Origin of the sequence: Fodinicurvata sediminis DSM 21159, assembly GCF_000420625.1 — a bacterium.
Lineage (GTDB): Bacteria > Pseudomonadota > Alphaproteobacteria > Kiloniellales > DSM-21159 > Fodinicurvata > Fodinicurvata sediminis.
Genome location: NZ_ATVH01000013.1, coordinates 311,768 through 333,740 on the forward strand (window position 1 = coordinate 311,768; position 21,973 = coordinate 333,740).

The window sequence follows — 21,973 nt, forward strand, 5'->3', positions numbered from 1 at the left end:
CTATTCCTTTGCAGCGTCCCAGCACCGCGGATAGATTGCCCGATCATGACCTCCGCCCAGAGCAATCCAGAGACGACTCCAAACCAGACGATCGATGACCCGCAGCTGGTGAAGCTGGCCGAGCAGCTGCGCGGCGGCAGCCGGCGCGCGCTTGGCCGTGCCATCACGTTGGTGGAATCCACGCGGCTGGACGATCGGGCGCGGGCCGAAAAACTGCTCCAACTGCTTTTGCCCGAGACCGGAAATTCGGTGCGTATCGGCATTTCGGGCGTTCCGGGGGTGGGCAAGTCCACTTTCATAGAGGCCTTTGGCATGCACCTGATCGAATCGGGTCATCGCGTTGCCGTACTGGCCGTGGACCCCTCTTCACGTCGCACCGGCGGCTCCATCCTGGGCGACAAGACGCGCATGGAGTTGCTTTCACGCGCCCCGGACACCTTCATCCGTCCGTCGCCCACCGGCCGTTCCCTGGGCGGTGTCGCACGGCGCACGCGCGAAGCCATGCTGATCTGCGAGGCGGCCGGTTTCGATCACATCCTGGTGGAAACCGTGGGCGTGGGACAATCCGAAACGGCCGTGGCGGAGATGGTGGATCTCTTCCTGCTGCTACTGGTGCCGGGCGGCGGCGATGAGTTGCAGGGCCTCAAGAAGGGCATCGTCGAACTGGCGGACCTGGTGGTGGTGAACAAGGCCGACGGCAAGCTGAAAGACGCGGCGCGTCGCGCCGTGGCCGAATACAAGTCTGCGCTTCGCATGCTGCGCCCCCTGAACGAGGATTGGCAGGTTCCGGTTCTGTCCTGTTCTTCCCTGGAGAAATCCGGATTCGAGGCGGTTCGGCAAAGGATCGCGGATTATCTCGAGACCCTCGGCGACACTGGCTTGACTGCGAAGCGCAATGCCCAGGCGCGTGATTGGATGTGGAACGAAATCGACGAGGAACTGCGTCTGGCCTTCCGTCACGACCCGCAGGTTGCAGACTTGCTGGAGCAGGCGGAAACCGACGTGACGCAAGGGCTCCTGCCCCCCGGACGTGCGGCCCAACAACTCCTGCAGGCCTTTCTGGGCACAGGCAGGAGAGAGGATAACGAATGAGCACCATCACCCCGTCCGCGTTTGTCTTCCCCGGCTCTCGCAACGTCCTGCTGCTGTCTATCTGCCAGGCCATCTATCTGTCCTGCGCTATCATCGGCGTGACCATGACCGGCCTGGCCGGAGCCGAGATGGCGCCGACACCGGCCCTGTCCACCCTGCCCTTTACCCTGCTGACCGTTGGTACGGCCTTGTCCACCATTCCAGCGTCCTACTTGATGAAGGCCTGGGGACGCCGCCCGGGCTTCATCCTGGGCAACCTGGCCGGTGTCCTGGGCGGCGGCCTGTCCACTTGGGCCATCCTGCAAGGCAATTTCCTTCTGTTCTGTTTCGCCAATCTCTTCCTGGGAACCTTCCAGGCCACTGCCCTCTATTACCGCTTTGCCGCGGCCGAAGTCGTGTCACATGACATACGGGCGCGTGCCATCTCCTATGTCATGGCTGGCGGGGTCGTGGCCTCGATCCTGGGACCGGTCATCTCGGTCTGGACCCGCGGCCTATTGGCGCCTGTGGACTATGCCGGTTCCTTCCTGGCCCTGGCTGGCCTGGCCCTGCTTGGCAGCGTGATTGCGGCCCTGGTCCGGGTGCCCCCGCCGCAGGAAAGCGAAATCGAGGGCAGCGGTCGCCCGCTGCTGACCATTCTTAGACAACCGCGCGCCTTCGTGGCCATCGCCAATGGCGTGGCCGCCTACTCCGTCATGGTATTCGTCATGACCGCCACGCCCCTGGCTGCCGTGCATCACGACCATGGGGTCGATGCGGCCAGTTGGATCATCCAGGCCCATGTCTTCGGAATGTTTGCCCCCGCCCTCATCACGGGTTCGCTTATTGCGCGCTACGGACTGTTTGCGATCCTGCTTTCCGGTTGCCTGATGCTGCTCGCCAGCGCAGCCGTCGCCATTGCGGGCGTCTCGCTGGTTCACTTCTGGATTTCCCTGCTGCTGCTGGGCGTTGGCTGGAACTTCATGTTCATCGGCGGCACCACGCTGCTGACCGAGGCGCATCGTCCCGAGGAAAAGGCCAAGACCCAGGCGCTCAACGAATTCATGACCTTCGCCATCGTGGCCGTGGCCTCGGGTTCGTCGGGGGCTGCCTTCTACGCGGCCGGCTGGACCGTCATAAACATGGCCGTACTGCCCTTCCTGGTACTGACGGGACTGCTGACGCTGGTCTATCGTTCACAGATGCCCGCGAGAGAGGAAAAACCGGCCTGACAGGCACCGACCATCAATACCGGAAGCGTTGATGCCGCAGCAGGACTGGATTAGAGTTTCCACCAAGCCCGCACTCAGGCGGACTTTTCAATTCCTTTTCGTTCTCAAGCTGCAGGACACCCCTCAACCATGTCTTTCCTGGCCTCACGTCTGTCGCGCATCCAGCCCTCCCCCACCATTGCCGTCACACAGAAGGCGCGCGAGCTGAAAGCGGCTGGCCGCGACGTGATCGGCCTGGGCGCAGGAGAGCCCGACTTCGACACGCCGGACAACATCAAGCAGGCCGCGATCCACGCCATCGAGGCCGGCGACACCAAGTACACCGCCGTTGACGGCACGCCCGCTCTGAAGGAGGCCATTGTCGCCAAGTTCAAGGCCGATAACGGTCTGGATTATGAGAGCGACCAGATCACGGTGGGCACCGGCGGCAAGCAGATCCTCTACAACGCCCTCATGGCAACCCTGGATCCGGGCGACGAGGTGATCATTCCCGCCCCCTACTGGGTCAGCTACCCGGACATGGTGCTGCTGGCCGAGGGCGAGCCGGTGATCGTGCCCTGTCCCCAGAACAACGGCTTCAAGCTGCTGGCCGAAGACCTGGAAAAGGCGATCACATCCAAGACCAAGTGGATCATTCTCAACAGCCCCTCCAATCCCACGGGGGCCGGCTATACCCGAGAGGACATGAAGGCGTTGACGGATGTCCTGCTGCGCCATCCACAGGTCCATGTCATGACGGATGACATGTACGAGAAGCTGGTCTACGACGACTTCGAATTCTGCACGCCGGCCCAGATCGAACCCAAGCTTTACGAGCGTACGCTGACCGTCAACGGGGTCTCAAAGGCCTACTGCATGACCGGCTGGCGCATTGGCTTTGCCGGCGGCCCGAAGGACTTGATCAAGGCCATGGCCAAGGTCCAGTCCCAATCCACCTCCAATCCCTCATCGGTCAGCCAGGCCGCCGCAGTCGAGGCCCTGTCCGGCCCGCAGGACTTCATCGACGAGAACAACAAGGTGTTCAGGCAGCGCCGCGATCTGGTGGTCGAGGCTCTCAACCGGTGTGAAGGTCTCTCCTGTCCGCGCCCGGAGGGCGCCTTCTACGTCTATCCGTCCTGTGCCGGCCTCATCGGCAAGAAAACGCCCGAGGGCAAGACGCTGGAGAACGACGAGGATGTTGTGACCTACCTGCTGGAAAGCGAGGGCGTGGCGGTCGTGCAGGGTGCCGCCTTCGGCCTCTCGCCGCATTTCCGCATTTCCTACGCCACCGCCACGGAGGCCCTCGAGGATGCCTGCCAGCGGATTCAGCGCGCCTGCGCGGCTCTCACCTGAGGACCCGATCGCGGCGACGACGAAAAGCGGAGAAATCCGGTCGTGAAAGGCCTGGCCCTGCGGCTAAGAGTCCGTGCGGCCTGGCGGGCCCTGCGCAATCGTAGTGTGGCCCTGAAGCTTTCGGTTCGCCTGATTGTGGCAGGCCTGCTGGGCATGCTGGTGGCCCGACTTGCCGACCTGCCCCAGGACTACTGGATCGTGATTGCGGCCCTGCTGGTGGTTCAAGGCAGCGTCGGCGCCACCCTCGTCACGGGCCGCGATCGAATGATCGGGACGCTCTTCGGGGCCCTGGCCGGCGGACTGGTCGCCCTGCTGCTGCAGCCGGAAACCATGGAGGAACGCAGCTTGGCGGTGATCATCACCCTGGGCCCACTGGCCGTGCTCGCCGCCTTCCGTCCACCCATGCGCATTGCCCCGGTCACCGCCGCCATTGTTCTGCTGGCTGATCCCAGCCATACCCACATTGTGGAGTCGGCAGCCTTCCGGGTCCTGGAAATCTTCATCGGCACGCTCATCGGATTTGGCGTCTCGCTCTTCGTCCTGCCGGCCCGGGCACACAAACAGCTGGTCGGGAAGGCCGCGCAAAGCCTGCGCCTGATGGAGGACCTGCTGCGCCATTATGAGGACTCCTTTGGCCAGCAGCCGCCGGACGAGCGGCTCGACAGCCTGCACGAGCGCCTGCGCACCCTGCTGGCGGAAGTGGAGACCACGGTGGGCGAAGTGCGCCGGGAGCGCGCCAATCGCATGGCTGAAGCCCCCGACCCCGAACCGCTCGCCCGAAATCTCAGGCGTCTGCGCAGTGACGTGGTCTTTATCGGGCGAACCCTGGCGCAGCCAATGCCGCGTCCCATCGCCGAGCGCCTTTCCCCCGTCTTCGAGGAAGTGGCCGAAACGATCCGCAGCCACCTGCGCCAGGCCGCGCGGGCCTATGAAACGGCCGATCCACCGCCATCCCTGGAGGATGTAGAGGCCGCCCTAGAGCATTTCTCGGACGCGCTGGAACAGATTCGCCAGGAACACCTGACCCAGCCGCTCCCGACCACGGAGGTCGGGCAGATCTATGCCCTGCCCTTTACGCTGGAGAATTTCCGCGAAAACCTGCGCGATCTGGATGCCCGCATAGCCGAACGTCAGTCCGACTCACGTCGCAGGCACGATCAGGAGAGCAATGACCATCCGGAAAGCGGTCAAGAGGCGCAATGAAGAATACGGAGGCTTGCCGTGTTGCCTTTGTTTTGCCCTTAGCAAGTGATAGTTTGTACAAGACCTGCAATTCCTGAATGGATGGAGCGACCTTCGTGTCTAGAACTCAGCCCGCCCCTGGCTGGCTACAGCCGGTAACGGACTACGTGCCGCTTACCCTCTTCCTGATCGCCTATCTGACTGCGGATATCCTGACGGCCACGGCCGTGCTGATCGGGGCAACCCTGCTGGCCCTGATCCTCTCCTACTCCGTGGCCCGGAAAGTGCCGGTCCTGGCCCTACTGGCTGCCGGCGTGGTGGCCGTATTCGGCGGTTTGACCCTCTTCTTCGAAGACGACCTCTTCATCAAGATCAAGCCTACCATCGTGCAGATCCTGTTCGCGGTGGTGCTCTATGGCTCCTATCTGTTCGGACGGCCTGTCCTGAAACTGGTGCTGGGCACAGCCTTTCCGCTTAAGGAGGAAGCCTGGCGCCCCCTGACCATTCGTTTCTCGGTGTTCTTTCTGATCATGGCGGCGGCCAATGAAGTGATCTGGCGTACGCAGTCCACGGACTTCTGGGTGGCCTTCGACACCATCGGCCAGATCGTCATCACCTTTGCCTTCATGATGACGCAGGTTCCCTTCCTGCTGCGCCATCAACTGGAAGAGGGCAACGGCGCCGAGACCCAGGATTCCTGAAGGCCAGCGCCTGGCTCAGACCACATTCAGCTCACGGATCGGCCGGTTTTCCAGCAGGCGGCTGTAGGAAAAAGCCGAGAGGTCCAGGCTGCGCCATGAGCCGTGGACGACCAATTCGCTCAGACCCCGTCCAACGGCCGGACTCTGTTGCAGCCCGTGTCCGCTGAATCCGTTTGCAAACAGGAAGTTGGAAACCTCCGGATGGGGGCCCAGAATGGCGTTGTGGTCGAAGCTGTTGACGTCATAGTGACCCGCCCAGGCACCCGTCGGACGGATGGCCTCGAAGGCCGGCACGCGCTCGGCCAGCAGCGGCCAGAGACGCTCCTCGAACAGGTTGTGGTTCACCTCCAGGTCGTCGCAATCCGGGTCCTCTTCGCCTTCGCCCGGTGAGATTCCGGTAATGAAGCCGCCACTTTCGGGCCGGAAATAGAGGCCGCTGGGATCGATCACCAGTGGACAGCCCGGCAGGTCTTCCCGACAGTCGAAAACGAAAACCTGACGCTTGCGCGGATGGACGGGCAGCCTTTCAACCCCCGCCATGGCGGCAATATCGGCCGCACGGATTCCGGCCGCATTGACCAGCCAGCCACAGGACAGACTGGTCCCACTCGCCAGCTTGACCTGGGTAACCTGCCCCTGTTCAACGGACAGGTCGCTCACTTCATCTTCCAGGTAGGTGGCTCCCAGTTGCCGCGCCTTGCGGCGAAAGGCTTGCAGCAGGCCGTAGGGATCGAACCAGCCCTCGGACGAGAGCCCGAGAGATCCCCCGGCCAGATCATCCACGCGCATCCAGGGAAAGCGCGCCTGTAGCTCCTCGGCTGACAGGATGGCTGTATCCGCACCTTCGGCCTTCTGTGTCGCGTGGTTGCTCTCGAGGACCTGCCGGCCAGCATCCGTGGCCAGGAAGAGATAGCCCCTTTCCTGGAAACCGACGTCCGGAACCATACTGTCAACAGCCAGGTAATCTGAAATATTCCTCAGGAAATGCGCACCATACTGTGAAATGCGCACATTCACCGCTGTGGAGAACTGCTGGCGAATGGAGCCGGCCGAACGGGCCGTTGCACCCGTCTGATAGGTCGGATCCCTTTCAACGACAGCGACACGGCCCTGGAAATCCGGATCGGCCAGCAGGAAATAGGCAACCGCACTTCCAATCACGCCGCCGCCCACGATGACGACATCATAGCTGTCCGTCGCGCTCTGCCTCTTATCACCTGGCTGTCCTGTCACCCTTGCACTCCCTGACTGTGTCGGCTCACGGCCGACGGGGCATTTCGAGATGCACTAGAAAGCACAGCACAGGGTCGTGTTCAACGCGATCCGTCCTCGCCTCCGTCCTCGGAGCTATCGTTGTCGTCACTCTCTTCCACGGGGTGCTCCTCGGGGATTTCACGCGGCTTTCCGCGCTCTAGGTTTTCTTTCTTGCCGCTTTCCCCCTGTTCTTCCCAGCTGGTCATGGGCACCGGCACTGTGCTTTCGTCAGCCTCGCTGTGCACCACATGGGCCGGCGGAGCCAAGCCATCCTTGTTCTGGCCAAAGAACAGCGTCGTGTGCGGGAAGGGTATCTCGATACCGCGCTCGTTGAAAACGCGCTTGATCCGGCGGTTGAATTCGCGCCGGATTCCCCACTGCATCAAGGGCTTGGTCTTGAAGCGCCCGCGGACAATCACGGCGGAATCCTCGAAACGGTCCAGCCCAAAGATCTCGAACTCGCCGACGATATTGCTGGCAAAAGGTTCGACCTTGCGCATGCTGTCGGCCACCTCCTGCATGATCTCCATGACCTGGTCCACGTCTTCACGATAGGCAACACCCAGTTCGATCAGCGAGTAGGCATATTCCTTGCTGTAGTTCTGGATCGTCGAAACCTGGCTGAAGGGCAGGGTGTGCACGTTGCCTTCCAGGTCGCGCAGCTGGATCGTCCGGATGGTCAGCTTTTCGACCGTGCCGGTGTGTGTGCCCAGGGTCACCACATCACCCACACCCATGCTGTCCTCCAGCAGGATGAAGACACCGGTGATGATATCGTGCACCAGGGTCTGGGCCCCGAAACCCACGGCCAACCCGATAACCCCGGCGCCGGCCAGAAGCGGGGCGATGTTCAGGCCCAATTCAGCCAGCACGATCAGGGCCACCATCACCACCAGGATAATGCGCAAGGCGTTGCGCATCAGGGGCAGCAGTGTCTGGATACGCTGACTGTTCTCGCTCTCGGCCTGCCGCTTGAGCTGCTTCTCGGCCACGACCGTAAAGACCTCCCAAGCCACCAGTGCCACAGCGACGATCAGGAGGATCGACATGATCGTGCCGAGCAGACCACTGCCGGCATCCGTGGCCAGCCAGGCAAAGGGCGCCGCCCCCCAGACCTGAAGCAGCGCGAGAAATGTGAAGATCGCTATGAAGACATTCAGGATCTTGTGGAAGACCGGCAGGTAGCGGTTTGCCCGCATCTGCAGAAGCGGATAACTTTCCGCGAGGCCTGAATTCAGTTGAAAGCTCTTGTCCACCAGCTTGCCGATCAACTGGCTGGCAAGCCGGGCGATCACCAGCACCACCAGGGACAGGACCGTGGCACGTGCCAGATAGAGGAAACCACCCGGCACCTCCAGCGTCCAGACAATGAAAACCGTCAGCAGATAGACCACCGCCAGCACATGCCAAATGTCGGCCAGCCGGGCCCGTACGCCCGACAGGCGTCCGCCTTGCTCGGGCTTGCCGCGCAGGCGTTCGGCCACTGGCTGGCGGATCTGCAGGATGAAGACGACACCAAGTGCGGTGAGCACAAGGCCAAGCACGGTCAAAAGCAATTCGTAGGCCGCCGGATCAAGCCCCAGAAGCAGCAGCGCATCCAGAAGGAAATAGCCATAGACGGCCGGCACCGTCAGACGGCGTAGCCAGAGATAGCCATAGGTGGCGCTTTCGTCGTTGAGCGGCAGGATGCGCAGTCCGGAAACGCCTGGCGACAGCAGCATCCGGCCACCGGCCGCCACCACGCGCGAAACCACATTGGCGTTGATCAGCGCCAGCGCCACAAGCCGCGTGAGTTCCCGCGGTTCACTTACAAGCAGGACCCCATAGGCCACAGCCGCAAAGACGGCAATGGGCAGGACATCCAGGACCGTGCGCAAGAGCAGATAAAGCACACGAATCAGCAAGGAATCTCCCGCACGGTCATCCAGGGTCCTGTGTGGGCGCGCCAGTAGGCGCTTGACCACGAACTCGGCGGCCAGGCCGGCGACAAAAACCAGGACCAGCTTTCCGATGATCTCCAGGGCACGATAGAACGCATCACGCTGCTGAAGCTCCTCGGCAGCGGACACGACCTCCATGGGCAACTCAGTCAAGGCCGAGCCCGCATCGACAAGCTGGTCGGACAGGCCGGCGAAGGAGTCCGATACCGCGCCGAGAAGCTGGGCGCCCAAACCGCCCTGTTCCCGCTCGCGTTCTTTATTGCCCGAACCTTCAGCCGACTCGGCAGTTGTGGAGTCTTCACCTGAAGATGCGCTATCCCCCGATTCCTCAGGCGCTGCCTGCATCAATGCCTGCAGCTGTCGTATCAGTTTTTCGCGCTCTTCCGGGTTCTCCAGGGTCTGGACCAGTTCGCGCAGGTCCTGTTCACTCACCTCTTGCGAGGTGGCCTGCCCTTCTGTTTCAGCCCCTGAGCCAGCAGCACTCTCTGCATTGCTGGCGGCTTCGCCACTGCTCCCGTCTGACTGTGCATAAGCTGTCGGCGCAGGGCTCAGGGCAAGCAGGCACGCCAAAAGCAGGGCGCCCGCCATGGGGATGGGGGAGAAATGTTTCCAGGCGGTTTTCATGATGTCCAAACTGTCGCTCCCTGCTGCGCGATCAAGTCACACGGGTGTGGATTGCCCCTTTTTCGGCCGCCTACAATCAACTATGAACAGCATGGATCGCAAGAGGCTGTGGAAAGAAGGTGACGGAAAAGTCCAAGTCCCCATTGGCACGCTACCGCCATCTGGTTGAAGGTGATGCGCTGGCGACTGACCCTTCCCAGGAAGAGGCGTCCCGACGCCTGGATGCCTTGCACGAGGCCTTGCAGGACTATCGGCCCCCGCGGCGCAAGCGGACTCTGAAATCCCTGTTCGGCCTGTCCCGCAATGGGCCTGAACCGCCGAAGGGACTCTACTTGGCGGGTGGCGTGGGCCGAGGTAAATCCATGCTGATGGATCTGTTCTACGAAACCGCCCCTGTCAGCCGCAAGCGGCGGGTCCACTTTCACGCCTTCATGGCCGAGATTCACGATCGGCTCCACGCCCGACGGCAGAACGGCAATGCTGAAAAAGCCGACCCACTGCCCGAGGTTGCCAGAGATGTTGCCGAAACCGCCTGGCTGCTTTGTTTCGATGAACTGGTAGTGGAGAACATCGCCGATGCCATGATTCTGGGCCGTTTGTTCGAAACCCTGTTCCAGGAAGGCTGCGTGGTGGTGGCAACCTCGAACTTTGCGCCCGACCGTCTCTATGAAGGGGGACTGCAGCGGGACCGCTTCCTGCCTTTCATTGACCTGCTCAAGGACCGTCTCGAAATCTACGACTTGGGTGCAGGTCGCGATTATCGCCTGGACCGCCTGCAGGAACAGCCCGTCTACTACAGCCCCCTGACGGCCGAAAATCGCAAAACTCTCGAACAGGTCTTCTCCGACCTGACGGACGGGGTGGAAGCCCAGCCCGAAAGCCTGACGGTCAAGGGCAGGCAGGTGAAGGTGGCGGCCGCCGGGCACGGCGTGGCGCGCCTGTCCTTCCGTGATCTCTGCGAACGCCCCCTGGGTGCCAGCGACTATTTGGCACTGGCCGCACGCTATCACACGGTCATCCTGTCCGGCGTTCCCTGCATGGGAGCCGACCAGCGCAACGAGGCCCGACGCTTCATGCATCTGGTGGACGCGCTCTACGAGAACTCTGTCGTCCTGTTCATGACAGCAGATGGTCCGCCGGAGGATCTTTATCCGGAAGGCGACGGGACTTTCGAATTTGCCCGAACAGTCAGCCGCCTGCAGGAGATGCAGTCTCGGGAGTACATCGAACAATCCCGCAGCCGACGCGCGCGTGAACACATTGACACGGCCCCATGCCAGAGCGGTCATGATGCACACAGCGAGGAAGTCGTCTGACCTTCATGCGATCACTGGAGGTGCGGCAACTTGGCCGTTTCATTGACTTGCCTCCCGCAGCGCACTAAACCATTTCTGTTGTGTCGTCAGGTTCGGGACGGCCACCAGGAACGAGGGGAAAAGCATGTCTGCCGACCACCGCCCGCTTTCACCGCACCTACAGGTCTACAAGCCGCAGATCACCTCGGTGATGTCCATTCTTCACCGTATCACGGGTGTTGCACTTGCCGTGGGCACGCTTCTGCTGATCTACTGGCTGGCCGCCGCCGCCGGAGGACCGGAGAGCTACGCGGCCGCCCAGAGCTTCATTGCTTCGCCAATAGGGCTGATTCTCCTGTTCGGCTGGACCCTGGCCTTCTTCTATCATCTCTGCAACGGCATCCGGCACCTGTTCTGGGACGCCGGGTACGGCTTCGAGCTGCCAACGGTCTACAAATCAGGCTGGGCCGCGCTGATTGCCGCAGGCGTTCTGACACTCCTGAGCTGGGCCATCGGCCTGGCCGTGATGTAAGGAGGCGATGAAATGAACTTGCGCACGCCCCTGTCACGTGTCCGGCATCTCGGTTCTGCCAAGGATGGAACTCATCACTGGTGGGCCCAGCGTATGACGGCGCTGGCACTGATCCCGCTCAGTATCTGGTTCATTGCCTCCGTGCTGTCCATGCTCGGAGAGAGCCACCAGAACTTCGCGCTCTGGGCCGGCGGGCCTTTCACGGCTTCGCTGCTGATTCTCCTGATCCTGGCCACCTTCTATCATGCCTGGCTGGGCCTTCAGGTGGTGGTGGAGGACTATGTCCATGCCATGGGTCCGAAGTTCGCGCTCTTGCTCCTGATCAAGGCAGCCTGCATCCTGCTGGCGACCATAGGCGTGATTTCAGTCCTGGTCCTGTTGTTCCAATAACCTAAAGAATTCAAAGGCGAGATACGATGCCAGAGGCATACACGAAAATCGACCACACCTATGACGTGGTGGTGGTCGGCGCCGGCGGTGCCGGCCTGCGCGCCACTCTGGAACTGGCTCGCGCGGGGCTGAAGACAGCCTGCATCTCAAAGGTGTTCCCCACACGCAGTCATACCGTGGCCGCCCAGGGCGGCATCTCCGCAGCCCTTGGCAACATGGGCGAGGATGACTGGCGCTGGCACATGTACGACACCGTAAAGGGCTCGGACTGGCTGGGCGATCAGGATGCCATCGAATACATGACCAAGGAGGCCATTCCGGCCATCATCGAGCTGGAACACTATGGCGTGCCCTTCAGCCGCACCGAGGCCGGCAAGATCTATCAGCGGCCCTTTGGCGGCATGACCACAGACTACGGCAAGGGCACGGCCCAGCGCACCTGCGCTGCGGCCGACCGAACCGGACACGCCATCCTGCACACCCTCTACCAGCAGTCCCTGCGCAATCACGCGGAATTCTTCATCGAATATTTCGCCCTCGACCTCATCATGGAGGACGGGGAATGCCGGGGCGTCGTGGCCTGGAACCTGGATGACGGCACCATTCACCGCTTCCGCGCCCACCGCGTGATCCTGGCCACCGGCGGCTATGGCCGCGTCTACTTCTCCTGCACCTCTGCGCATACCTGCACGGGCGACGGCAACGCCATGGTACTGCGCGCCGGATTGCCGCTGCAGGACATGGAGTTCGTGCAGTTTCATCCCACCGGAATCTATGGCGCCGGCTGCCTGATCACCGAGGGTGCGCGCGGCGAAGGCGGCTATCTGACCAATGCCGAAGGCGAGCGCTTCATGGAACGCTACGCGCCATCGGCCAAGGACCTGGCCAGCCGCGACGTGGTCAGCCGTTCCATGACCATGGAAATCAACGAAGGCCGCGGTGTCGGGACGAACAAGGACCACATACATCTGCATCTGGAGCATCTGGATCCCGAGGTCCTGCATCAGCGCCTGCCCGGTATCTCGGAATCGGCCAAGATCTTTGCCGGTGTGGACGTGACCAAGGAGCCGATCCCGGTCCTGCCGACCTGTCACTACAACATGGGCGGCATTCCGACGAACTACCACGGCGAAGTCCTGACGGTGAAGGACGGCGACCCCAACACGGTGGTGCCCGGGCTGATGGCTATCGGCGAAGCCGCCTGTGTCTCCGTGCACGGCGCCAATCGCCTGGGGTCCAACTCCTTGCTGGATCTCGTGGTCTTCGGGCGTGCCGCCGGTAAGCGCTGTGCGGAAACTATGACTCCGGGCGAAGGCCACCGTGCGCTTCCGGCCGATGCCGATGAGATGTCACTCTCACGCCTGGATCATTTCCGCAATGCCAAGGGCGAAACGCCGACCGCTGCCCATCGTCTGGACATGCAGAAGGTCATGCAGACCCATGCCGCCGTTTTCCGAACCGGGGAAACCCTGGGCGAAGGCAGCAGCAAGCTGAAGGATGTCTGGACCCGGCGGCAGGATATCTCGGTCTCCGACCGTTCTTTGATCTGGAATTCGGACCTGATGGAAACCCTGGAATATGACAACCTGATCTACCAGGCCGTTGCCACGATGGAATCCGCCGGCGCCCGCGAGGAAAGCCGCGGGGCGCACGCCCGCGAGGATTTCCCCGACCGCGACGACGAGAAATGGATGAAGCATTCGGTGGTCTGGGTCGATGACAAGGGCAAGGCAACACTGGATTCGCGTCCCGTGCACATGCAGCCGATGACCAACGACGTACAGACCTTCCCGCCGAAGGCCCGCGTCTACTAAACTCCGTTCAACGAGAATTAATCAGGCAGACGATCGATGGTTGCTCTAACGCTCCCCGCCAACTCCCGGATCAAGGACGGCAAGACCTGGTCCGCCGGCAGTGACAGCTCGAAGAACATCAAGCGTTTCAAGGTCTATCGCTGGAATCCCGATGACGGCGGAAATCCCAAGATGGATACCTATGAGGTCAATCTGGACAGCTGTGGCCCAATGGTTCTGGATGCCCTGATCAAGATCAAGAACGAGATCGACCCCACGCTGACCTTCCGTCGCTCCTGCCGCGAAGGTGTCTGCGGCTCCTGCGCCATGAACATAGATGGCACGAACACCCTGGCCTGTACCCTGAATCTGGACGAGGTCGAGGGAGACGTGAAGGTCTATCCCCTGCCGCACATGCCAGTGGTCAAGGATCTGATCCCGGACCTGAGCCATGCCTATGCCCAGCTGGAATCCATCGAACCCTGGCTGAAGACTTCCACCCCGCCCCCCGAGCGCGAGCGGCTGCAATCCCCCGAGGATCGCGAGAAGCTGGATGGCCTCTGGGAGTGCATTCTCTGCTTTTGCTGCACGACCTCCTGCCCCAGCTACTGGTGGAACGGCGAGCGCTACCTGGGTCCAGCCATCCTGCTGCAAGCCTATCGCTGGATTGCCGACACGCGCGATGAATACACCGGCGAGCGCCTGGACCAGCTGGAGGACCCCTTCCGGCTCTATCGCTGCCACACCATCATGAACTGCACCAAGACCTGCCCCAAGCATCTCAACCCGGCGAAAGCCATCGCCGAGATCAAGAAGCTAATGGTGGAACGCAAGAGCTAGAAGTGGCGTCCGGCAGGCTGTCCCGTCACTTCAGTGGGATTTCGCCTTCCACCACATGGGGTTCGTCAAGGCCGTCGAGCGTCAGCACCATGCGCGCCTTGATCGGCCCCTCGCCGATCTTGCCCGATTCCAGACCTTCGCGGACCGTCTCCTCGATCACCTTCTGGGAGGTTACTCCGACGCGCTTGAGAAATTTGCGCAGTTCCATGTTGAAGGCATCTTCGTCTATCATGCTGTCACCCTTCCTTGCCAAAAGCGTTCGACAGCCCGGTATAACCAGCAAAAGGTTATGGGCCTGCCGTCCTGCTTGTGATATGTCCCGGTCATCATGAAACATTACCTTGATTTCGAAAAGTCCGTTGCCGAACTCGAAAACAAGATCGAGGAGTTGCGGCACCTCTCCAGCGACAGCGATATCAATATCGCCGAGGAGGTCACGCATCTGCAGAACAAGGCCGAGCGGGAGCTGAACAGCATCTACAGCAAGCTCTCGCCCTGGCAAAAGTGCCAGGTGGCACGCCATCCCGAGCGTCCGCATGTACGCGAGTACATCTCGGCGCTGGTCGAGGATTTCACGCCGCTGGCCGGGGATCGGCTCTATGGCGAGGATCAGGCTGTCGTGGGCGGTCTTGGGCGCTTTCGTGGACGCAGCTGCGTCCTGGTGGGCCAAGAGAAAGGCCACGACACCAGCAGCCGCGTTGCTCATAACTTCGGCATGGCGCGGCCCGAAGGCTATCGCAAGGCCCAGCGCCTGATGGACATGGCCGAGCGCTTCAAGCTTCCCCTCATCACCCTTGTGGACACCCCGGGCGCATATCCCGGTGTCGGCGCCGAGGAACGCGGCCAGGCCGAAGCCATTGCGCGCTGCATGGAACTATCCCTGCGGCTCTCGGTCCCCGTGGTCTGCGTCGTCATCGGTGAAGGCGGTTCAGGCGGTGCAATTGCACTGGCCACCGGCGACCGCATCCTGATGCTGGAACATTCGATCTATTCGGTGATCTCACCGGAAGGTTGCGCCTCGATTCTCTGGCGTTCATCGGACCAGTCACGGGATGCCGCCGAGGCTCTGCGCCTCACCGCGCAGGATCTGGAAAAACTGGGGGTGATCGACCGCCTGATCCGCGAACCCATCGGTGGAGCACACCGTGCCCGCACGGAAACCATTCGTGCCGTGGGCCAGGCCGTTGCCGACTGCTTGAAGGAACTAGACGGCAAGGATCCCGACAGCCTGCGCAAGGAGCGGCGCGAAAAGTTTCTGGCCATGGGACAGAAGGGCCTGTCCTGACACCAGCCGCTCCAAACGGGGATCTCCGACAAGAGATCCCATCCAGAGCGATGCAAGATGTCGCCGACCTTGTCTCAGTTCAGGCTTTGCCTCAGTTCAGTTTGCCGTGGCAGTGCTTGTACTTTTTGCCAGATCCACAGGGGCAAGGTGAATTTCGGCCGGTCTTGGTCCAGGTTGAGGGATCGTTGGGATCCATCTCTACCGTCGCAGCGGCACCACCTGACGCAGCTGCCGATCCGCCGGCCGCGGCACCTGCACCACCCTGCTGAGCAAAGGCTGGATCCTCGCGACTTTCCTGCATTTGCTGTGGCGTGCGCTTCGGCATCAGGGACTCGGGCTCCTGCACACGAATCGAGACGTGGCACAGCAGCAGGGTCACTTCCTCGCGCACCTTGCCCAGCATACTTTCGAACAGGTTGAAGGCCTCGGCCTTGTACTCGTTCAGCGGGTTGCGCTGAGCATAGGCCCGCAGGCCTATGCTGTGGCGCATGTGATCCAGCGCCAGCAGGTGTTCCTTCCACATCTTGTCCAGGGTGCTGAGCAGAATCTGCTTTTCCGCCGAGCGCATGAGTTCGGCGCCGAAGGCCTCTTCCTTCTCCTGCATCTTCTGCTCAATGGCCTGGCGAATGCGTTCCAGAATCTCCTGGTCTGCAATGCCCTCCTCTTTCGACCAGTCGTGGACCGGTAAATCCAGCCCGAACAGGCGCAGGCATTCCTCATGCAGCGTGTCGATATCCCACTGCTCAGCATAGGCCTTTGGTGGGATGCAGCGCGATACCAAGCTGGAAGTCACTTCGTCGCGCATGCCCAGGACCGTGTCGTGGACATCCTCGGCGCGCATCATGTCCTTGCGCTGCTCGAAGATGACCTTTCGCTGGTCGTTCATCACATCGTCGAAGCGCAGCAGATTCTTGCGAACTTCGTAGTTGCGCGCCTCGACCTTCTCCTGCGCCTTTTCCAGCGCCCGGTTGACCCAAGGGTGCTTGATCGCCTCGCCTTCCTCAAGGCCCAGGCGTTTCAGCATGCCATCCATGCGTTCCGACCCGAAGATACGCATCAGGTCGTCTTCAAGGGACAGGAAGAACTTGGAGCCACCTGGATCGCCCTGGCGCCCGGAGCGACCACGCAACTGGTTGTCGATGCGTCGGCTCTCGTGGCGTTCGGTTCCCAGCACGAAGAGACCTCCGCCTTCCAGCGCCTTGGCGCGCTTGGTCTCGATGTCCTTGCGGATTTCCTCGGTCTTTGCCGTACGCGCCGCTTCGTCATCCAGGATCATGGCTTCCTGCTGGATGCGCATGTCTACATTGCCGCCCAGCTGGATGTCGGTTCCGCGCCCCGCCATGTTAGTGGCAATGGTCACTGCGCCGGGCGCACCCGCCTGGGCGATGATATAGGCTTCCTGCTCGTGATAGCGGGCATTGAGCACCTGGTGCGCGATCTTGCGCTTTGTCAGCATGCTCGAGAGAAGTTCGGACTTGTCGATAGACACAGTACCGACCAAAACCGGCTGACCCCGCTTCTGACAGGTGTCGATCTGCTCTATTATCGCAGTATACTTCTCGTCCGTCGTCCGATAGACCTCGTCGTCGTAATCGATGCGCTGAACCGGGACGTTGGTCGGAATCTCGACCACCTCCAAGCTGTAGATTTCACCGAATTCACCAGCCTCGGTGACCGCTGTTCCCGTCATACCGGCCAGCTTGGGATAGAGGCGGAAGAAATTCTGGAAGGTGATCGAGGCCAGAGTCTGGTTCTCGTTCTGGATGGTCACGCCTTCCTTGGCTTCCAAGGCCTGGTGCAGGCCATCAGAATAGCGGCGGCCTTCCATCATGCGGCCGGTGAACTCGTCGATGATGACGACCTTGTCATCCTTGACGATGTAGTCCGTATCCCGGCTGAAAAGCGTGTGGGCGCGCAACGCCTGGGTGATGTGGTGCAGGACGGCGACGTTCTGGATGTCGTAGAGCGATCCCTCCTCGATCAAGCCTTCAGCCAGGAGCAACTCTTCCACATATTCCGTCCCGCTGTCCGTCAGCGTAACCGAACGTGCCTTCTCGTCCTTCTCGTAATGCTCCTCGGTCACCTTCGGCATGACCTTGTCGACCGCGCGGTACATGTCCGAGGAATCTTCGGCCGGCCCCGAGATGATCAGCGGCGTGCGGGACTCGTCGATCAGGATCGAGTCCACCTCGTCGACAATGGCGTAGTTGAACTCGCGCTGGACCATGTCTTCCAGGCGGTACTTCATGTTGTCGCGCAGGTAGTCGAAGCCCAGCTCGTTGTTGGTGGCGTAGGTTACGTCACAGGCATACTGCTGACGCCGTTCCTCGTCGGGCAGGCCCGGCACGATGCAGCCTACCTCGAGCCCCAGGAAGCGATAGATCTGGCCCATCCATTCGGAGTCACGGCGAGCCAGGTAATCGTTCACCGTCACCACATGCACGCCCTTGCCGGACAGCGCATTGAGATAGACCGCCAACGTCGCGACCAGCGTCTTGCCCTCACCGGTCTTCATCTCGGAGATCATGCCTTTATGCAGGACCATGCCGCCGATCAACTGCACATCGAAATGGCGCTGGCTAAGTGTCCGCTTGGCCGCTTCGCGCACAGTGGCAAAGGCCTCGACCATCAGGTCATCCAGCGTCTCTCCCTTTTCCAGGCGCTCGCGGAACTGGAAGGTGCGCGCACGCAGAGCTTCGTCGTCGAGCGTCTCGAGCTCTGGCTCCAGCGCATTGATCGCTTCAACGTCGCGGCGCAGGGACTTTATGTAACGGTCATTGGCAGACCCGAAGAGGCGCTTGGCAATCGCGCTCAGCATGAAACCCTCGGTGTCGGAGGAACGTATAGATGCGCAGGAACCCGTAAGGGCTTGCTCGACAAGTCTGACAGATATGACCCCTGCTGCATTCTGTCAACGCGTGAGCGAGCGACCGGGGCCAAAAAGCCGCGACCTTGAACCCGGCTGCAACGAACACCATCCCAAGGGCTTCACTTGTGATTTCGTGCACCATCTGCATATTTGCCCTAGCGGTCGGCTCATTGCGGCCGGCCTACAAATGTAACGGAGGTTTTATGTCATTCCAGATCCCTGCCCTGTCTTCTGCCCAAACCGAGCCACGCCTAGCCTCATCTTCACGGCGGCTCCTGTCGGCGCTGACACTGGCCGCGCTCCTTTCGGCCGGCAGTGCATTGGTGCCCGGCGGTGCAATCCAGGTGCAGGCCCAAGACGACGCAACCGAGCAGTCCGCTCAGGCAGATGACGCGGGTGCCGGGTTCGATCCGGATCGCGTGCTTGCAACGGTCAATGGCAAGGACGTCACCATGGCCGATGTCATCGCCACGGCCCAAGACTTGCCTCAGCAGTACCAGTCACAGCTTTCCAGCCTGTTTCCAGCGCTGGTGGAGCGGCAGATCGACTTCAAGCTGCTGGAGGAAGCCGGACGCGAGAACGGACTGGCCGAGAACGAGCAAGTCCGCGAAGCCGTAGCGCGCGCCGAGAGCGAAGCCATCGGGCAGGTTTACCTGCAACAGGCAATTGACGAAGCGGCCACCGACGAACGCCTGCAGGCCGCCTATGAGCAGTACAAGGCCGATTTCGAGGCCCAGGAAGAAGTGCGCGCACGTCACATCCTGGTTGAGGAGAAGGAACAGGCCGAAGACCTGATTGCCGAACTGGACGCAGGCGCTGATTTCGCCGAGCTGGCAGACGAACACTCAATGGATGAAGGCACCGAAGGCGGAGATCTCGGGTATTTCACCCAGGACCGCATGGTCGCACCCTTCGCGGATGCAGCCTTCGAGATGGAGGACGGAAGCTACAGCAAGGAACCTGTAGAGACCGAATTCGGCTGGCACGTGATCAAGGTCGAGGACAGCCGGATGACCGAACCGCCTCAGATGAGCGAGGTTCGCGGCGAACTGGAACAGCAGATTGCGTCCGAGGCCATTGAGGAAATTCTCGCCGATCTGCGCTCCGATGCCGATATCGAGATGAAAGGCACAGCACCGCAGTCGGTTCCAGAAGACGCTCTGGAGGAAGAGGACCTTCCCGAGACCGGGACCTCGAACCAGTAACCGCTTCATTCCATCCAAACCCAGAGAGAAAACCGGACATGCCTGAGTTGTCGCCGTTGGCCCCCGATTCCTTCCCCCTCCTTCCGCCAGTCGAGGGCGTGGAACTGGCAACGGCGGCAACGGGCTTGCGCTACAAGGGACGCTCAGATGCCCTGCTGATGCGTTTCTCGCCGGGCACGACCGTGGCCGGGGTTCTCACCCGCTCGCAAACGGCAGGAGCCCCAGTTCTCTGGTGCCGCGAAGCCCTGGCTGGTGGCCGGGCACAGGCTTTTCTGGTCAACTCCGGTAACGCGAATGCCTTTACCGGCCGGGCCGGCATTGCCTCGGTGGAGCGCTGCGTCACCGCCACGGCAAATGCGCTGGATTGCTCGAACCGGGAAGTTTTCGTGGCTTCCACGGGCGTGATTGGCGAGCCTCTGCCGGATGAGAAGCTGACCGAGAACCTGCCTCTGCTTCAGGACGGCTTGAGTCAGGACAGCTGGGAAGCTGCGGCACGGGCCATCATGACCACCGACACCTTTCCCAAGGGAGCCACGCGGACGACAGAAATCGATGGCAAGCGCGTGACCCTGAATGGCATCGCCAAGGGTTCCGGCATGATTGCGCCCGACATGGCGACCATGCTGGCATTTGTTGCCACCGACGCCGATCTTTCCGCCGATGTTCTGCAACAACTACTCTCTCGTGCGAACAACCGTTCGTTCAATTCCATAACCGTCGACGGTGACACCTCGACAAGTGACACACTGCTCCTGGCAGCGACGGGCAAGGCCGGGAACACGCCTATCCGCAGTACCACCGATCCGCGTCTGCGGCGCTTCTCGCGGGCGCTCGAGGAACTGCTGATCGATCTGGCCCAACAGGTCGTGAAGGATGGTGAAGGTGCCAGCAAGTTCATCACGATTGAAGTCACAGGCGCCACCAGCGCACGATCAGCCCGCCGCATGGGCCTGGCCATCGCCAATTCACCCCTGGTGAAAACCGCCATTGCCGGGGAAGACGCGAATTGGGGACGGATCGTGATGGCCGTGGGCAAGTCAGGGGAACGGGCCGACCGCGATCGTCTGGCCATTTCGATCGGGGGCGTGGAGATTGCCCGGAACGGCCAACGCGTCGCGGACTACGACGAAACGCCGGTAGCCAATCACGTAAAGGGCCAAGACATACTGATTCAGGTGGACGCCGGTGTGGGGCGCGGCCGCGCTCGGGTCTGGACCTGCGATCTGACCCATGGCTACATCGATATCAATGCCGACTACCGGAGCTGAATGATGCCGCCGGCCGAGAGCGGGTGCTGGCAGGCCGGTGCGCGCGAAACCCAGTCACAGGAATCAACGGATCTGCTTCTGGTGGCAGCCGCCGCCCTTGTGGATATCGACGGGCGCATCCTGCTAACCCAACGCCCCGAGGGCAAGGACATGGCAGGCCTCTGGGAATTTCCGGGCGGAAAGGTGCATGCCGGGGAAACGCCTGAAGCCGCCCTGATCCGTGAACTCAAGGAAGAGCTGGGGATCGATACGCGGCAGAGTTGCCTGGCGGCCCTGGCCTTCACCTCCCACGCCTACGAGTCTTTTCACCTCCTGATGCCTCTCTTCGCCTGCCGCGTCTGGCAGGGCACCCCACAGGGTCAGGAAGGCCAAGCCCTGGCCTGGGTCAAGCCGGTCCGGATGATGGACTATCCCATGCCGCCGGCCGATCTGCCGTTGGTCGCCCTGTTGCGCGATTTTCTCTAAAGGGCTTCCTTAACGCGGGATCAACCTTGAAACAGCCCGGTTTTCCGCGTCATCGCTTTCGCAGAGTCCCTCTGCGATCCGCTGGCGATCCTCAGACGACTTGTCCTGGCTCATCTTCGCCTTGCCCTCAAGCTGCGTGATCTGCAGGCGCAGTCCGACTATGCCCTTCAGCTTGGCCTCCACGAAATCCTCTGGTGCATCCTTGACAGCCCAAGGCAAGTCACGCGTGGATTCATTGAGTTCCGTCAAGCGCGAGACGATCCGCAGCATGGCTTCACGGTCGGTGAAGAATTCCACGGTCCCATAGGCGTGAACCGCCGTGTAGTTCCATGTGGGCACCACCTTGCCCGTCTCCTGCTTGGCGCCATACCAGGCCGGTGTCACATACGCGCTCGGGCCCATGAAGATGGCCAGTGCGTCGCCCTGGATCTCCGAGGTCCATTGGGGGTTGGCACGAGACAGGTGTCCGTAGAGCGTGCCCAGTTCGCCCTCCCGATCGTCAAGGATCAAGGGCAGGGCTGTCGCATGTATGCCTTCCGGGCCGGAGGTCACCAGATTGCACAGGCGTGTCGCACGCATCATCTGATGGATTTCTTCGCGATTCTCAACACGGAAATGTGGGGGTCTGTACATGGCGGCTTTCCTCCTGGCCGACGCGGCCGTCTCGATCCGGAGGCGGGCGCGGTTTGCCTTCC

Annotated in this window: 19 protein-coding genes; 14 read left to right on the forward strand and 5 right to left on the reverse strand. The window is 61.6% G+C overall.

What is annotated here, in order from left to right:
* The first annotated feature begins 45 nt into the window (after positions 1–45).
* From meaB to G502_RS0106535, 5 genes are all read left to right on the forward strand, one after another.
* On the forward strand, positions 46–1,092 hold the full coding sequence (gene meaB / locus G502_RS0106515; protein WP_022727855.1) for a methylmalonyl Co-A mutase-associated GTPase MeaB: 1,047 nt from the start codon (positions 46–48) through the stop codon (positions 1,090–1,092).
* Positions 1,089–2,303 (forward strand): MFS transporter, encoded by a 1,215-nt coding sequence (locus tag G502_RS0106520; RefSeq protein ID WP_022727856.1) that lies wholly within the window; start codon positions 1,089–1,091, stop codon positions 2,301–2,303. Before meaB ends, G502_RS0106520 begins: the two co-directional genes overlap by 4 nt.
* A gap of 129 nt (positions 2,304–2,432) precedes the next feature.
* Entirely contained in the window at positions 2,433–3,635 is a 1,203-nt protein-coding gene (locus G502_RS0106525) for an aspartate transaminase (RefSeq protein ID WP_022727857.1), read from the forward strand.
* Between the two features lie 42 nt (positions 3,636–3,677).
* Positions 3,678–4,838, forward strand: coding sequence for an FUSC family protein (locus G502_RS0106530; RefSeq protein WP_022727858.1), 1,161 nt, complete (start codon positions 3,678–3,680; stop codon positions 4,836–4,838).
* 95 nt (positions 4,839–4,933) lie between these two features.
* Positions 4,934–5,518: a septation protein A gene (locus tag G502_RS0106535; RefSeq protein WP_162140952.1), complete on the forward strand. Its 585-nt coding sequence runs from the start codon at positions 4,934–4,936 to the stop codon at positions 5,516–5,518.
* A gap of 15 nt (positions 5,519–5,533) precedes the next feature.
* On the opposite strand, the gene G502_RS0106540 is transcribed toward G502_RS0106535, so the two are convergent.
* Together G502_RS0106540 and G502_RS19010 are read right to left on the reverse strand one after the other, a co-directional pair.
* Positions 5,534–6,751 carry an NAD(P)/FAD-dependent oxidoreductase gene (locus G502_RS0106540; RefSeq protein ID WP_022727860.1) on the reverse strand — a complete coding sequence of 406 codons (1,218 nt, stop codon included), beginning with the start codon at positions 6,749–6,751 and terminating at the stop codon, positions 5,534–5,536.
* Between the two features lie 80 nt (positions 6,752–6,831).
* Positions 6,832–9,336 (reverse strand): mechanosensitive ion channel family protein, encoded by a 2,505-nt coding sequence (locus G502_RS19010; RefSeq protein ID WP_155957804.1) that lies wholly within the window; start codon positions 9,334–9,336, stop codon positions 6,832–6,834.
* A 119-nt stretch (positions 9,337–9,455) separates the two neighbouring features.
* Between G502_RS19010 and zapE the strand changes: the two genes are divergently transcribed.
* The 5 genes from zapE (at position 9,456) to G502_RS0106580 (ending at position 14,186) form a co-directional block, all read left to right on the forward strand.
* Positions 9,456–10,652, forward strand: coding sequence for a cell division protein ZapE (gene zapE, locus G502_RS19015; protein ID WP_245560726.1), 1,197 nt, complete (start codon positions 9,456–9,458; stop codon positions 10,650–10,652).
* Positions 10,653–10,776: 124 nt separating this feature from the next.
* Positions 10,777–11,163, forward strand: a complete 387-nt coding sequence (gene sdhC, locus G502_RS0106565) for a succinate dehydrogenase, cytochrome b556 subunit (protein WP_022727863.1) — start codon at positions 10,777–10,779, stop codon at positions 11,161–11,163.
* 12 nt (positions 11,164–11,175) lie between these two features.
* Positions 11,176–11,553: a succinate dehydrogenase, hydrophobic membrane anchor protein gene (gene sdhD / locus G502_RS0106570; protein WP_022727864.1), complete on the forward strand. Its 378-nt coding sequence runs from the start codon at positions 11,176–11,178 to the stop codon at positions 11,551–11,553.
* Between the two features lie 26 nt (positions 11,554–11,579).
* Positions 11,580–13,367 (forward strand): succinate dehydrogenase flavoprotein subunit, encoded by a 1,788-nt coding sequence (gene sdhA, locus G502_RS0106575; RefSeq protein WP_022727865.1) that lies wholly within the window; start codon positions 11,580–11,582, stop codon positions 13,365–13,367.
* A 36-nt stretch (positions 13,368–13,403) separates the two neighbouring features.
* Positions 13,404–14,186 carry a succinate dehydrogenase iron-sulfur subunit gene (locus G502_RS0106580; RefSeq protein WP_022727866.1) on the forward strand — a complete coding sequence of 261 codons (783 nt, stop codon included), beginning with the start codon at positions 13,404–13,406 and terminating at the stop codon, positions 14,184–14,186.
* A 25-nt stretch (positions 14,187–14,211) separates the two neighbouring features.
* Here G502_RS0106580 and G502_RS0106585 read toward each other — a convergent pair whose 3' ends face one another.
* Entirely contained in the window at positions 14,212–14,418 is a 207-nt protein-coding gene (locus G502_RS0106585; protein WP_022727867.1) for a DUF6494 family protein, read from the reverse strand.
* 96 nt (positions 14,419–14,514) lie between these two features.
* On the opposite strand from G502_RS0106585, the gene G502_RS0106590 reads away from it, so the two are divergent.
* On the forward strand, positions 14,515–15,471 hold the full coding sequence (locus tag G502_RS0106590; RefSeq protein WP_022727868.1) for an acetyl-CoA carboxylase carboxyltransferase subunit alpha: 957 nt from the start codon (positions 14,515–14,517) through the stop codon (positions 15,469–15,471).
* Positions 15,472–15,562: 91 nt separating this feature from the next.
* Here the strand turns inward: G502_RS0106590 and secA are convergent, their stop codons facing one another.
* Positions 15,563–18,289 carry a preprotein translocase subunit SecA gene (gene secA / locus G502_RS0106595; protein ID WP_022727869.1) on the reverse strand — a complete coding sequence of 909 codons (2,727 nt, stop codon included), beginning with the start codon at positions 18,287–18,289 and terminating at the stop codon, positions 15,563–15,565.
* A gap of 254 nt (positions 18,290–18,543) precedes the next feature.
* Between secA and G502_RS19020 the strand changes: the two genes are divergently transcribed.
* Genes G502_RS19020 through G502_RS0106610 form a run of 3 tightly spaced genes read left to right on the forward strand, consistent with a single transcriptional unit; the run spans position 18,544 to position 21,278 of the window.
* On the forward strand, positions 18,544–19,545 hold the full coding sequence (locus G502_RS19020; RefSeq protein WP_022727870.1) for a peptidylprolyl isomerase: 1,002 nt from the start codon (positions 18,544–18,546) through the stop codon (positions 19,543–19,545).
* Positions 19,546–19,583: 38 nt separating this feature from the next.
* Entirely contained in the window at positions 19,584–20,813 is a 1,230-nt protein-coding gene (argJ, locus tag G502_RS0106605) for a bifunctional glutamate N-acetyltransferase/amino-acid acetyltransferase ArgJ (RefSeq protein WP_022727871.1), read from the forward strand.
* Positions 20,814–21,278, forward strand: coding sequence for a (deoxy)nucleoside triphosphate pyrophosphohydrolase (locus tag G502_RS0106610; protein ID WP_022727872.1), 465 nt, complete (start codon positions 20,814–20,816; stop codon positions 21,276–21,278).
* Between the two features lie 9 nt (positions 21,279–21,287).
* Here the strand turns inward: G502_RS0106610 and G502_RS0106615 are convergent, their stop codons facing one another.
* Positions 21,288–21,911, reverse strand: a complete 624-nt coding sequence (locus G502_RS0106615) for an FMN-binding negative transcriptional regulator (RefSeq protein ID WP_022727873.1) — start codon at positions 21,909–21,911, stop codon at positions 21,288–21,290.
* Between the last annotated feature and the right edge of the window lie 62 nt (positions 21,912–21,973).